Here is a 13,654-nt window from a genome sequence, read left to right as displayed (position 1 = left end):
TCACCCTCCGGTCGGCGTCCCCGCCAGCCGTACCGTGCTGAGGATCTTCATGATCGTCGCGTCCGGGACCTCGCCCTTGACGCCCGTCGCCCCGTACAGGCTCCAGGCCACGAAGTCACCGGCGGAGTTCTTGAAGCCGAACGTGATGGCCTTGCCGTCGCTGTTGCACTTCGACTTGCCGATCTGCGGGCTGTTCTTCGAGCGCGCCCAGGCGTAGCTGCCCTCGATGCCGGCCTTCGTCGTGTACGCCTTGGCCTTCTTGTCGAAGGTGATGCTCTTCTTGTCGGGCTGCGTGTAGCCGCCGAAGACCCACCAGGGCACCTGGTTCACGGCGACCTCGTTGGTGTCCTTGGCGCCGTCCGAGCCCTTGGTGCCGACGGCGGCGAGCGGGGTGTCGTCCGTGCGGCCGTCCTTGTCGTCGTCGGAGGTGCACCACTTGGACTTGAAGTACGCCGGCGCGGACATCACGATGAGCGGCTTGCTGTCGGCGTTCTTCGCGCTGTCCTCGAAGCCGATCGTCAGGCCGGGGGACTGGACCTCCCAGTCCGCCGGTACGTCGAAGGCCGTGCCCCACTTCGGGTTGGTGACGACCTTCCAGCCCGGGATGGTCGCCTTCACGGTGTCGCCGCCGCGCGGGTTGTCGTCGGAGGCGGACACGCTCGGCTCGGCGGACGGGCTCGTGGAGGCCTTGGTCTCCGTCGCCTTGGCGTCGTTCGCCTTGTCGTCCTTGTCGCCGCCCAGGACCAGGAACCCGGTGACGCCCGCCGCCACGACGACGGCCGTGGCGGCCACGATCGCGACCAGTTTCGTACGGTTGCCGCCGCCACCGCTCGGCGGCTGGGGCGGGCCCGCCGGAGCCGGGGTGCCCCACTGCGGCGGCTGCTGCGCATAGGGGTTGGGCTGCTGGAAGCCCGGCTGCTGGTACGGATTCGGCTGCTGATACCCCGGCTGCTGGTACGGGTTGTTCTGCGCTTGCGGGTTCTGCTCGCCCCCGGGCGGCTGCTGTCCTGGCCACATGGGGAGCCACCCTAGTCCCGCGCAGGACACGATTCGGTCACCGCGACTTGTCAGGGCCGTAGCAAAACGAGGGCGCTCGGGCGGGGCGGCGGGCGAGGCAGCGCGTACGGCATCGCGTACGGCGTCGAGCAAGACATCGAGCAAGACATCGAGCAAGGCATCGAGACAGGAGTCACCGCACAGATCTGGCCACCCGTCGCTACTCGTGGGTAACATGCCGGTCATGAGCGCAGATCAGATGTCCATCGGCGAGTTGCTCGCCGCCACGGTGCCGATGGTTCGCACGCTGAACCTGGAGTACCTGGAGACCACTCCGGAGCGGGCCGTCCTGGCGCTGCCGGACCAGAGCGAGTACCGCAACCACGTGGGCGGCCCGCACGCCGGGGCCATGTTCACGCTGGGTGAGTCGGCCAGCGGCGCGATCGTGCTGGCCGCGTTCGGCGACCAGCTCTCGCGCGCCGTGCCGCTGCCGGTCAACGCCGAGATCGCGTTCAAGAAGATCGCCCTCGGCCCGGTCCGGGCCACCGCCACCCTCGGCCGCCCCATCGCCGACGTCATCGCCGAACTCGACGAGGGCAAGCGCCCGGAGTTCCCCGTCACGGTCGCCATCCAGCGCGAGGACGGAGCGGTCACGGGGGAGATGACGGTGCTCTGGACTTTGCGGCCGAACGGCTGAGCCCGTCCTTCTCCCCTGCTGTTGAATGAGCGGAATGAACGAGGCTGCCGTTTCCCGACTTCGTCAAGCCGTCGGTCGTATCCAGCAGGAGTCCCGTGAGCGTGCTGCCACGGGGCGTGGCCCGGAGGAGGCCGATGACGTCGCCGGGACATTCGCCACGGACGGCGCGCTCGGCTTCGACCCGTTTCCTCTTCTCCGGGCACTGCACATGGCAGGTTCGCACGCGGTGGTCATAGGTCAGGTCGCCGGCATCATGCACGGTTCGACCGAGCTGACCGGCGACCTCGACCTGCTGTGGGACGGTACGCCCGAACAGGCGCGCGCCCTGCGTGACGCCCTGACCGCCGGGGGCTGCACCGAACTGCCCGACCTGGGCCGTCCTCAGGAGGCCTACCAGGTGACCTGCGTCAGCGGCGACCTGTGCACCCCCGCCCTCCCCTGGGGCGACATGGACGTCGCGCCCTGTCTGGACCGGGCGTTGAGCGCCCACGATCCGTCTGGCTTCACCATCCGTTACACCGCGCTGGACGACCTGATCCGGATGCGGCGCTCGCTCGGCCGCCCCAAGGACCACCGCCGCGCGGACGAACTCGTTCATCTGCGCCGCTGAGTCCGTCGCCCGTCGCCCGTCGGCGAGTGGCCGCCCTGTCCGTGGCGGAACGTGTGATCACGCCACCAGCCGCCGCCCCGCCCCACCCCTCTCGTTCCGACTCCCCAGTCCCGCCACGAACTCCTTGAGCCAGGCGGTGAATTCGGGGCCCAGGTCGTCTCGGGCGCAGGCGAGTCTGACCACCGTGCGGAGGTAGTCCGCCTTGTCGCCGGTGTCGTAGCGCAGGCCGTCGAAGACGACCCCGTGGACCGTGTCGGTGGTGGCCAACTGGTGCAGAGCGTCGGTGAGTTGGATCTCGCCGCCGCGGCCGGGAGGGGTGTGTTCCAAGGTGGTGAAGACGGCCGGGTCGAGGACGTAGCGGCCGATGACCGCGTACCTGCTGGGGGCGTTCTCGGGCGACGGCTTCTCCACCAGGCCGGTGACGCGGACCACGCCGTCCTCGGCGGTGGGCTCCACGGCCGCGCAGCCGTAGAGGTGGACCTGCTCGGGCGGTACCTCCATCAGCGCGACCACGCTGCCCGTGTGCCGGTCGCGGATGTCGAGCATCCGGCTGAGCAGGGTCTCGCGGGGGTCGATCAGATCGTCGCCGAGCAGGACGGCGAAGGGCTCGTCGCCGACGTGGCGGCGGGCGCAGAGCACGGCGTGGCCGAGGCCGAGCGGCTCGCCCTGGCGGATGTGATGGATGTTGGCCAGCCGGGCCGGATCGCGTACGGCATCCAGACGTACCGCGTCACCCTTCGCCGCGAGTGCCTGCTCCAACTCGAAGGCGTTGTCGAAGTGGTCCTCGATGGCCCGCTTGTGTCGTCCGGTCACCATCAGTACGTCGTCGAGCCCGGCCGCGGCGGCCTCCTCGACGACGTACTGGATGGCCGGCTTGTCGACCACCGGCAGCATTTCCTTGGGCGTTGCCTTGGTCGCGGGCAGGAACCGGGTGCCGAGTCCGGCCGCCGGGACGACGGCCTTGCGGACCGAGCGGGTCGTGCCGGCCGTGCGGGCCGGGGCGGAGGCCGGAGTCGGGGTGTGCGGAGTGTGGGGGGTGATCATGCGGCCCATGCTGGCGCGGGTGGATGAGAGCGGGCCGAGAGGGACCTCGGAGGTCGCTGTGGAGCCGTCCGGGAACTTGAAGATTTGGTGTGCCAACCGTCCTTGCGTGCACACATACGGAGGGCTGACCCACGGGTAACTCGAATATGGGTGCGGATACCGTCGGTAACTTATCTGAAGTTTCATCGTTTTGAACTTCGGTCACTCGAACTTCTTGTTTCCTGTGAAGCGATTGTGCGAAGGTGAGCGGCCTTATAGCACACCACGTCAGGCGTGTCGTAGGTATGCACCAATGAGGAAACCTGCTTTCCGGTGGACAGGCATTCGCCTTGCCGGTCCTGCGGCTTGGAAGGAATTGGTTCAGTGCAATCCCCTTACCCCCCACTCCCTCCGTACGCGCCCCGCCCCGGGTCGGACCCCGGCGAGTCCGACCGCGAGCTCCTGGCGCAGTCGACTCAGGGTGCGGCCAGCGCCGTCGGCGCGCGCGCGAGCGCGTTGCTGCTGGCCCGGCACTGGAGGGCGACTTACGAGTACGCCGTCATATGCCTGGCCACGGTCGAGCACCCGTCGTCCATGGCCGCCACCGCCGCGTTCCACCGAGTGCTCGGCAAGACCGCGGGCGGCGCCCTGCGCCCCCAACTCCTCGTCGCCGTGCGGGACACGGTCAAGGAGTGGGTCGCGGACGACCGTATTTCCGCCGCCCTGCCGGAACTCCGCAAGCCCACCGGCGGTCGCGGGCTGCGCGCCGCCCGGTCCGAGACGTCCGAAAGGCGGCGGCTCGCCGAACGCGCTTTCCGTAAACTTCCGGGCGCTTCCCAATGCCTCCTGTGGCATGTCGAGGTCGAGGCCGAACCCATAACCGTACCGGCCGGTCTGTTGGGAGTGGACCCCGGTACCGCCTTGACCGCGCTGGACCAGGCGCGCGAGCAATTCCGCATCGGCTGCGTCCGCGCCCACCACGATCTCGCGCCCTCCCAGGAATGCCGTTTCTACAACCGACTCCTCGACGTCCCGCTGCGCCGGGGCGGCGCCCTGCTGCCGGACGTCCGCCAGCATCTGGCGCACTGCCGCTACTGCCGTTTCGCCGCCGAGCAACTCAGCTATTTCGAGAGCGGGTTGGGGGCGCTGCTCGCCGAGGCCGTGCTCGGCTGGGGCGCCCTGCGCTATCTCGAATCGCGTCCCGGCCGGAGCGTCGACCGAGTGGCGCCCGGCCGCCCGGCCCCGGCCGCGGTCATCGGCCGGCACCGTCCCGTCATGCCGCGCAGGCACACCAAGGCCGCCGTCGTGGGTATCGGCCTGACCTCCCTCGCGCTGCTCGCGACGGTCCTCGTCGCCAAGGGCTGGTCCGACGACAACGGTGTCCCCGACCCGCACGCCACCTGGGGCGCTCCCAGCGGCAACACCGCCCTCCCGCCGCGCTCGGCGGAAGGTGCCTCGGCCGACGGATCATCGCCCTCGGCCGCCTCGGTGGGCCAGCCCGTGGAGGTCGGCCGCGGCCGGCTGCGCAACCCCGCCGACGGGCTCTGCCTGGACATCAAGGGCGGCCGGGCCCTGCCGGGCGTCGCCGCCGTGCTCGCGGACTGCTCCACCGCCGCCTCGCAGCAGTGGTCCTATCAGGACGACGGACTGCTGCGCAGCGGCGCCGACCCGACCCTGTGCCTCGACGCCGACTCGGGTTCCGGCGGCGGCTCGGTCGTCGTGGCCGGCTGCCTCGTGCACGCCGGAGAAGTGCGCTACGACCTCACCGTCCGCGGCGAGTTGTTGCTGCGCGGCGGCAAGGGGCTTCTCGTCGCGGCCGGCAAGGGGAAGAAGGCGGAGGACGTCGTCGTCGCCGAACGGGACGGGTCCGCCCGGCAGCGCTGGGTGCTGGAGGCGGGCATCGACGGCGAGGGGAGCGCCTCCGCCGGCAATTCCGGGGGCGCGGAGTCCGGCAAGGGGGGACCGGGGGAGAACGGCCGGCCCGAGGGGGATTCAGGCGCGGGCGGTGCCGAGGGGTCACCCGGCCTCCAGGCTCCGCCCGAGCCGTCCCAGAGCGGGCTGCCCGGTGAGGGACAGCCCGAGGGCGAGCCGTACGAGACACGGGTAGCCCAGGTCGGCGACGAGTCCGGTTCCGGGTCCGGGGGAGCGGTGGATCCGGCCCCCGCGCCGGCCCCCGCCGTCGTGTCCGGCACCGCGGACGGACTCCGCACCCTCCCGGGCGAACTGCTGGACACCGTCGCCGCGATCACGACCCCGCTGACGACAGGACTCGGCTCGGCCATCCACCTCCACTGAGGCACTTCCACTGAGGCGCCCTCACCAACACGGCTTCACCGAGGCGCCTTCACCAAGGCGCCCCCATTGAGGCACCTTCACCGACGCACCTTCACCGACGCACCTTCACCGACGCACCTTCACCGAGTCACAGCCACCCCGGGGACGCTCTCCGCACCGCCTCCCGGGGTGGCCCTTCTTCTGGTTCACCTTCGGTTGTTGTCGGCATCCCGCCCTTTCTCGTTCAGGTCATTGACACGAGTCACCACGAGTCATAGTTTTCCCGCCGCGCCAGTGGTGTCCAACGGGGTGTCAAGTCGGTCCTGACGCATAGTGCGTTCAGTTGCCGAACACGGACACGGACCGGGGGCGCCGGGCGCACTGCGGTCCACATCGTCGTGCCCGCACACCGAAGGAGTGACGGCTCATGTCCGACACCGTCTCCCGGCGGTCCGCCCTGCGTCTGCTGGGCGGATCGATCGCCGTCGCCGCGGCGGCCACCGGCGCTCTCACGCCGCCCGCCCGCGCACTGGACAGACCCGACGCGGGGGCCGGACCCCGCGTCGAAGGCCTCATCGCCAAGCTCACCCTCGACGAGAAGATCTCCTTGCTGCACGGCGCCACCGACCCGGCCTCGCTCGGCCAGGCGGGCTACGTCCCCGGAGTGAAACGCCTCGGCATCCCCCCGCTCCGCCTCGCCGACGGCCCCGCCGGCGTCCGCGTCACCCGGCACGCCACCGCCCTGCCCGCCCCCGTCCTGCTGGCCTCCGCCTTCGATCCCCAACTGGCCCGCCGCTACGGCCGGGTGATCGGACGCGAGGGCCGCGCGCTCGGCCAGGACGTCCTGCTCTCCCCGATGGTCAACCTCATCCGCACCCCCTACGCGGGCCGCAACTTCGAGACCTTCAGCGAGGACCCGCTGCTCGCCTCCGGCCTGGTCGCCGCCGAGATCCAGGGCATCCAGGGCGAGGGACTCATCGCGACCGTCAAGCACTTCGCCCTCAACAACCAGGAGAAGGACCGCGACTCCATCGACGTGCGGGTCGACGAACAGACCCTGCACGAGATCGAGTTGCGCGGCTTCGAGGCGGCCGTCGACGCCGGCACCGGCGCGGTGATGGGCGCCTACAACAAGGTCAACGGCACCTTCTCCTGCGAGAACAGGACCCTCCTCACCGACGTCCTGCGCGACCGATGGGGCTTCGAGGGCTGGGTGATGACCGACTGGTTCGCCGCGCACAGCACGGTCAAGGCGATCACCGCGGGCCTCGACATGGAGATGCCCGACGGGACCCATTTCGGTACGGCGCTCAAGACCGCCGTTCGGGGCGGCAGCGTGCCAGAGCGCTACGTCGACCGTGCCGTCCGCCGCCTCCTCGCCGTCATGGACCGCTTCGGGCTCCTCGACGGCAGCGCCCCGCCACGCCCCGCGCGCGACGCGCAGGCGGGCGCGGCCGTGGCCCTGGAGATCGCCAAGGCGGGCGCGACCCTGCTGCGCAACGAGCACCGCACACTCCCGCTCTCCCCGGGCGGCAGCGTCGCGGTCGTCGGCCCCACCGGCACCCTGCCCTTCGTCAGCGGTGGGGGCAGCGCACACGTCGTCCCCGACCACGCCGACAGCCCCCTGGATGTCATCAAGTCCCGCGCGGGAAGGGTTACTTACTCCCTCGGCGAGGATCTCTTCGGCAAGGCGATCCCCGCCTCAGCGCTCAGCCCGGCCTTCGACAGCGAAGGCCAACAGGTCGGCGCGGGAGTGAGTTGGACGTACGACGGCACGCTCACCGTCTCCGACGCCGACGAGTGGACCTTCGTCATCCACTACTCCGCCATCCCCACCCTGCGCCCCAAGGTGCTGCTGGACGGCGCGGATCTCTTCCCGCTCGCCCCCGGCTACGGCGAGTACTTCTCCGGCGGCCTGGTCTCCGCCGCCCCGGACGGACTGGCGGTGCGCCGTAAGACCCTGAGCCTCGCCAAGGGCGCGCACCGGCTCCAGATCACCGCGCAGGGCGGGGACGCCGGACAGGTCTTCCGGCTGCGCCGCATCACCGGCGCGACCCGGGCGCAGGACGTCGCCGAGGCCGTCGAGGTCGCGCGCGCAGCCCGTGACGTCGTCCTCTTCGCCTACGAGGACGCCACCGAGGGCCTCGACCGTACGACCGTCGCGCTCCCCGGTAACCAGGCGAGACTCATCGAGGCGGTCACGGCGGTCAACCCCCGCACGACCGTCGTCCTCAACACCTCGTCCTCGACGTCGATGCCGTGGCTGAGCGGCACGGGCGCCGTCCTTCAGATGTACTACCCGGGCCAGGAGGGCGCCGCCGCCACCGCCGCCGTCCTGTACGGCGACTGCGACCCCGGCGGCCGGCTCACCCAGTCCTTCCCGGTCGACGACGACCACCACTCGGTCGCTGGAAACCCGCGCCGTTATCCGGGAGTTGACGGCACCGAGGAGTACTCGGAGGGCATCCACGTCGGCTATCGCTGGTACGACGCGAAGGGCGTGCGGCCCCTGTTCCCCTTCGGCCACGGACTGTCGTACACTTCCTTCTCCTACGGGGATCTGTCCGCTCGCTGGAACCGGCACGGTCTCGACGTGACCTTCGTGGTGCGCAACAGTGGTCGGCGGGACGGGATCGCCGTGCCGCAGGTGTACGTCGGGCGGTCGCCCGAGCTCCGACTCGACCAGGCGGTACGGGTGTTGGGCGGTTACCGACGGCTGGCGCTGCGGCCGGGGGAGCGGCGCCGGGTCACCGTGCGCGTCGACGCGCGCACGCTGTCCTCCTGGGATCCGAAGCGGCACGACTGGGTGCTCGGGACCGGGCGTCGGGCGGTGTGGGTCGGGGCGTCGTCGGGGGATCTGCGGTTGCGGACGAATGCGGAGGTGGCGCGGTGACACGGTTGATGCGGCGTTTCGGTATCGCTCTCACGGCTCTCGCGGTCGCGGTCGTCACTCCGTCGCCCGCCGCGCAGGCCGGTGAGTCGGGCTCCGCGCACGGCGGCCCGGTCGTGCACACCGACGCGGGGGCGGTGCGCGGCCGAATCACCGCCGAGGGACGGCAGTTCCTCGGCATTCCGTACGCCGAACCGCCGGTCGGGAAGCTGCGCTGGCTCGACCCGAAGCCCGTGCGGCCCTGGCAAGGAGTGCGCTCCGCGCTGGACTTCGGCAACAAGTGCGTACAGACGTCGAGTTGGGACCCCGGATACGAGCAGCCCTCGTACACCGAGGACTGTCTCGACCTGAACGTGTACGTCCCGAAGGGATCCGGGCGGCGCGCGGTCATGGTCTGGTTCCACGGCGGCGGACTCACCGCGGGCGCGGGGCAGGACGTCGTGCCGGACGCCTTCGCGAAGCAGACCGGGACCGTCGTCGTGACCGTCAACTACCGCCTCGGGGCGATGGGTTTCCTCGCCGCGGCGGGCCTCGACGACGAGGCACGCGACGGCGTCTCCGGCAACTTCGGACTGCTCGACCAGCAGGCCGCCCTGCGCTGGGTGCGCGCCAACATCGGTCGCTTCGGCGGCGATTCGGACCGCGTGACCATCGCCGGCGAGTCGGCGGGCGGCCGTTCGGTCTGCACACAGCTCGCCTCGCCGACCGCGAAGGGCCTGTTCCGCGCCGGGATCATCGAGAGCGGCGCCTACGACGACTGCGGCGCCCGTACGCATCGGACGGCCGTGAGCGAGGGCGCCGCCTTCGCGCAGAGGCTCGGCTGCACGACCGTCGCGTGTCTGCGCGGCAAGTCGGCCGCCGAGATCCTCGCGGCGCAGGACGACTTCGACTGGGCGCCGGTGGTCGGCGGGACATTCCTGCCACGGCAGCCCGAGGAGGCCCTGGCGAGGGGCGCCGCCGCCGGAGTGCCGGTGCTGAACGGGGCGAACCACGACGAGGGACGGCTGTTCGCGTTCTCGCAGTTCGACCTGAACGGCACCCCGCTCACCGTCGAGCAGTACCCGGAGGCCATGCGCGCCGACTTCGGCGAGGAGGCGCTGGCCCGCTACCCGGTCTCGGCCTACCCCTCGCCGACCATCGCGTACGCCACCGCCCAGGGCGACACCCTCTTCGCCTGCCCGGCGCTGCGGCTCGACGGCCTCCTCGCCAAGCGCGGCCCGGTCTACTCGTACGAGTTCGCCGACCTCACCTCCCCGCCCTTCGCCTCCCTGCGCAACCTGCACACCGACTTCGACTTCGGCGCGACCCACGTGAACGAAGTGCAGTACCTGTTCCGGCACTTCGGTCTGGAGTCCCCGCTCAACGCCGAACAGCGGGCGCTGGCGCGGCAGATGGTGGCGTACTGGGGATCCTTCGTACGGGACGGTGTGCCGCGGGCGGCCGGGCAGCCGCCGATGCCCGGCGGACCGGGCGTGGTGCTCTCGCTGCGCACGGCGTCCAAGGGCGGGAACGTCCTCAGCACGTCCGTCCACCGGGACCACCGGTGCGATCTGTGGGACGGTGCCGCCGCGCGGTGACCCGGTAGGCTTCCCGGCGTGCGCCGCGCACGGCGCGCGCCGGGAATGCCCGCGAACGTAGGGGTACGAACGGCCACGATTCGGGAGGAACCGGCGTTGCACGTCCAGGAATGGCTCGACACGGTACCCGCGGCAGCCGTCTATGCCGTGGTGGCGCTGGTCATCGGTCTGGAGAGCCTGGGCATCCCGCTGCCGGGCGAGATCGTCCTGGTCTCGGCGGCGCTGCTGTCCTCGCAGCACTCGGGCATCAACCCGGTCGTCCTCGGCGCCTGCGCGACCCTCGGTGCCGTGATCGGCGACTCCATCGGCTACGCGATCGGCCGCAAGGGCGGACGGCCGCTGCTGGCCTGGCTCGGCAAGAAGTTCCCACGGCACTTCGGTGAGGGGCACATCGCCACCGCCGAGCGGTCCTTCGAGAAGTGGGGCATGTGGGCCGTCTTCTTCGGCCGCTTCGTCGCCCTGCTGCGGATCTTCGCCGGGCCGCTCGCGGGTGTCCTGCACATGCCGTACTGGAAGTTCCTGATCGCCAACGTCCTCGGCGGCATCTGCTGGGCGGGCGGCACGACGGCGGTCATCTATTACGTCGGTGTGGTCGCCGAGGACTGGCTGAAGCGGTTCTCCTACCTGGGCCTGGCGGCGGCCGTCCTCTTCGGGCTCGCGTCGATGCTGGTGATCAGGCGCAGGGCGAAGAAGGCGGCGGCGCAGCGGGAGGCGGCCGAGGCGGAGCCCGTCCCGGCCGTCGACTGAGGCCTGCCTGTCCGTTCTTCGGCTGTCCGTCGACTGACGTCTACGGCTTCTCGTACAGCTCGTCGTGGGACTTCGCGAGCTCCGCGTACAGCGTTCCGTTGAGGGTGACGCCCTCGCGCTCCTCGGCGGTCAGTTCCCGTCGCACCTTCGCCGGCACGCCCGCGACCAGTGACCCGGGCGGCACCTGCGTCCCCTGCAGCACCAGCGCCTGCGCGGCGACGAGTGAACCCGCGCCGATCACCGCGCCGTTGAGGACCGTCGCGCCCATGCCGATCAGGCAGTCGTCCTCGACGGTCGCGCCGTGCACGACCGCGTTGTGCCCCACCGACACCCGCTCACCGATGCTGACCGGAAAGCCAGGGTCCGCGTGGAGCGTGCAGTTGTCCTGGATGTTGGCCCGCGCGCCGACGGAGATCCGCTCGACGTCACCGCGCAGGACGGCCCCGTACCAGACGCTCGCGCCTGCCCCCAGTGTCACGTCCCCGATGACCGAGGCCGTGGGCGCCACGAACGCCGTTCCGTCGATCCTCGGCTCCCTGCCGCCGATGCCCGTGATCAGTGCCTCGTGCGTCATCGACCTCTCCTCGTCGTCGGTACTCAGCGCACCGTACGCCACCCGGTAGGGCGAAGATCACAGCCCCTCGACCTCATGGGTGCACCTCGCCGTCAGTACGGTGAGCGGGTGCCGAAGCGCAAGAACACGTTCTCATCCTGGCGTCACCGTCTCGTCCAGCGCGCCGTGCACGCGGGCTGGGCCTGGGTGCAGCGCACGGGCTCCGTGACCGCCGACTCCCCGGGACGGTTCCGCTTCGGCGCGATGGGAACCGGTACCAGACTCGCCTTCCCGCTCGGCACGGTCTTCGGCGAACCCTGGATCCATCTGGGCGCCCACTGCATCGTCGGCGAACAGGTCACCCTCACCGCCGGACTGATGCCCGACCTCGACCTCGGCCCCGACCCGATCCTGCGCCTCGGCGACGGTGTGGTCCTCGGCCGCGGCAGCCACGTCATCGCCGACACGACGGTCACCATCGGCAGCGACTGCTACTTCGGGCCCTACGTCTACGTCACGTCCACGAACCACTCCTACGACGATCCCCACGAGCCCATCGGCAAACAGTGGCCCCGGATGGAGCCGGTGGAGATCGGCCCGGGCTGCTGGATCGGCACCGGCGCGGTGATCCTCCCGGGCGCGCGGATCGGCCGGAACGTGGTCGTGGCCGCCGGCGCGGTCGTCCGCGGCGAGGTCCCCGACCACGCGGTGGTGGCGGGCGCACCGGCCCGGGTCGTACGCCGCTGGACCGCGGCGGAGGGCTGGCAACCGCCCCTCAGAACCCCCGCACCCGTCCCGATCCCCGACGGGGTCACCCCCGAACAGCTGCTGGCGCTCTCGGAGTTGGACGAGGAGACGGTGGAGCGGCTGGCACAACTCGACGTGGAGTCGTGACGCACGCGCCGCGGGTTCGTCGGAGTGGTCGGCGCCCTGCTGGGGTTGGGGCGGATGCGAATGGGGTCCTGTTCTGGGACACGAGGACGGGGACGGGGATGGGGACGGCGACTGGGGCTGGGGCTGATGCGCATCGTGCCCCGCGCTCGGAGCGGGGCCGAGCCGGACGCCGGATCTCCAGGCGTCGGCTCAGGCCGTGGCGCGCTCTGGCCCGGCTCTCCGACCGGGGCGGGCGGGGCGTAGACCTCGCCTGCGCTTGGGGCGCGTCGCGTGGTCGACCCTGTCCCCGCTTGGAGTGAGTCACAGGGCTGGCCCTGCCCCTCCTCGGGGTGCGCCGGACGCTTGTACTCGCTCCCGTTCGGGGTGAGCCGCACGCCTGGTCTCGCTCCCGCGCGGAGTGAGCCGCACGCCTGGTCTCGCTCCCGTTCGGGGTGAGCCGGGTGTCAGACCTGGTCGCCCTCGCGCCGAGGCGAACGTCGGCCCCGAACCTCCGCTCACCCTGCGGCCAGCAGCAACGTGCCGAGAAGGGCCAGGCCCGCGCCCGCTGCCTGGACCGTGCGGAGGCGTTCGTGGAGGAAGCCTCGGGCGGCCAGGGACGTGACCACGGGGTAGAGCGAGGCCAGGACCGCGGCCACCGTGATGGGGCCGTGCTGGGCGGCGATCGAGTACGTGCCGTTCGCGGCCACGTCCGCCAGGCCGACGAAGGCGAGGGTCGGCAGGGAGGCCCAGGGGAAGCCGGTCGGGGGGAGGGCCTCGGCGCCGCGTCGGACGGAGACGTACAGGGCGAGGCCGCCCGCGGCGACGTTCGTCAGGCGCTGCACGAAGAGGGCGAGGAAGAGGCCGGTGACGGTCGTGGAGGCCTCCGCGATCAGGGCGAAGACCGCGCCGAAGCCGAGGGCCGCGATGAGGGTGAGCACGATGGCCTGGCGTTGGACCGGCGCGCCGCGCAGTTGGGGGCCGCCCGCGAGGACTACTCCGGTGACGGCCACGGCGATCCCCGCGACCTGTATGAGGCCGGGACGTTCGCCGAGGACCAGGCCCACGCCGACCGGGACGGCCACGCTCAGGGTCGCGAGCGGCGAGACGACGCCCATCGGGCCCAGCGCGAGTGCCTTGTAGAAGGAGATCATCGCGACCGGCCCCGCCAGCCCGGCCGCGACCGCGAACCACAGGCGCGGTCCCGCCTCGCTCCAGCCGCCCGTCGCCGCCACGACCGCGCCGAGCACGGCCGCCGCGATCACCTGCGAGACCACGACCACCGTCAGCGCCGAGAGACGCCGGGTGAGCAGGCCGCCGCCGAAGTCGGCCATGCCCCACAGGAGGCTGGTGGCCAGGGCGAAGAATGCTGTCACGGTCGCCTCGCAGTACAGTTCGGTGAACGATCCGGTGCACC

Annotated in this window: 11 protein-coding genes; 7 read left to right on the top strand and 4 right to left on the bottom strand. The window is 71.4% G+C overall.

Annotated features, from left to right (window positions below; genetic code table 11):
- Window positions 1-1,017: a hypothetical protein gene (locus ACIQI8_RS37610; protein WP_402361106.1), complete on the bottom strand. Its 1,017-nt coding sequence runs from the start codon at window positions 1,015-1,017 to the stop codon at window positions 1-3.
- 238 nt (window positions 1,018-1,255) lie between these two features.
- Between ACIQI8_RS37610 and ACIQI8_RS37605 the strand changes: the two genes are divergently transcribed.
- Both ACIQI8_RS37605 and ACIQI8_RS37600 read left to right on the top strand, forming a co-directional pair.
- The gene (locus ACIQI8_RS37605) at window positions 1,256-1,693 is read left to right on the top strand and encodes a DUF4442 domain-containing protein (protein ID WP_124001482.1); all 438 of its coding nucleotides are present in this window, start codon (window positions 1,256-1,258) and stop codon (window positions 1,691-1,693) included.
- Window positions 1,694-1,727: 34 nt separating this feature from the next.
- Window positions 1,728-2,303, top strand: coding sequence for a hypothetical protein (locus ACIQI8_RS37600; protein ID WP_402361103.1), 576 nt, complete (start codon window positions 1,728-1,730; stop codon window positions 2,301-2,303).
- Between the two features lie 57 nt (window positions 2,304-2,360).
- On the opposite strand, the gene galU is transcribed toward ACIQI8_RS37600, so the two are convergent.
- Window positions 2,361-3,347: a UTP--glucose-1-phosphate uridylyltransferase GalU gene (gene galU / locus ACIQI8_RS37595; protein WP_402361101.1), complete on the bottom strand. Its 987-nt coding sequence runs from the start codon at window positions 3,345-3,347 to the stop codon at window positions 2,361-2,363.
- Between the two features lie 363 nt (window positions 3,348-3,710).
- On the opposite strand from galU, the gene ACIQI8_RS37590 reads away from it, so the two are divergent.
- The 4 genes from ACIQI8_RS37590 (at window position 3,711) to ACIQI8_RS37575 (ending at window position 10,814) form a co-directional block, all read left to right on the top strand.
- On the top strand, window positions 3,711-5,621 hold the full coding sequence (locus tag ACIQI8_RS37590; RefSeq protein WP_402361098.1) for a ricin-type beta-trefoil lectin domain protein: 1,911 nt from the start codon (window positions 3,711-3,713) through the stop codon (window positions 5,619-5,621).
- Window positions 5,622-6,027: 406 nt separating this feature from the next.
- The gene (locus ACIQI8_RS37585) at window positions 6,028-8,493 is read left to right on the top strand and encodes a beta-glucosidase (protein ID WP_402361095.1); all 2,466 of its coding nucleotides are present in this window, start codon (window positions 6,028-6,030) and stop codon (window positions 8,491-8,493) included.
- Complete coding sequence (locus ACIQI8_RS37580) at window positions 8,490-10,067, top strand: carboxylesterase/lipase family protein (protein WP_402361092.1); 1,578 nt, start codon at window positions 8,490-8,492, stop codon at window positions 10,065-10,067. Before ACIQI8_RS37585 ends, ACIQI8_RS37580 begins: the two co-directional genes overlap by 4 nt.
- Before the next feature lie 96 nt (window positions 10,068-10,163).
- Window positions 10,164-10,814 (top strand): DedA family protein, encoded by a 651-nt coding sequence (locus ACIQI8_RS37575; RefSeq protein WP_402361089.1) that lies wholly within the window; start codon window positions 10,164-10,166, stop codon window positions 10,812-10,814.
- A gap of 40 nt (window positions 10,815-10,854) precedes the next feature.
- Here the strand turns inward: ACIQI8_RS37575 and ACIQI8_RS37570 are convergent, their stop codons facing one another.
- Window positions 10,855-11,388, bottom strand: coding sequence for a gamma carbonic anhydrase family protein (locus tag ACIQI8_RS37570; protein WP_402361086.1), 534 nt, complete (start codon window positions 11,386-11,388; stop codon window positions 10,855-10,857).
- 75 nt (window positions 11,389-11,463) lie between these two features.
- Here ACIQI8_RS37570 and ACIQI8_RS37565 point away from each other — a divergent pair, with 75 nt between their 5' ends.
- Window positions 11,464-12,261, top strand: a complete 798-nt coding sequence (locus ACIQI8_RS37565) for an acyltransferase (RefSeq protein WP_402361083.1) — start codon at window positions 11,464-11,466, stop codon at window positions 12,259-12,261.
- Window positions 12,262-12,755: 494 nt separating this feature from the next.
- Here the strand turns inward: ACIQI8_RS37565 and ACIQI8_RS37560 are convergent, their stop codons facing one another.
- A complete protein-coding gene (locus ACIQI8_RS37560) occupies window positions 12,756-13,613 on the bottom strand; it encodes an EamA family transporter (RefSeq protein ID WP_402361080.1) in 858 nt (285 codons plus the stop codon).
- Between the last annotated feature and the right edge of the window lie 41 nt (window positions 13,614-13,654).

The organism is Streptomyces sp. NPDC092369 (genome assembly GCF_044755245.1).
Lineage (GTDB): Bacteria > Actinomycetota > Actinomycetes > Streptomycetales > Streptomycetaceae > Streptomyces.
Note: the sequence above shows the minus strand (reverse complement) of the source record. Positions and strands in the feature narration are given on the sequence as shown.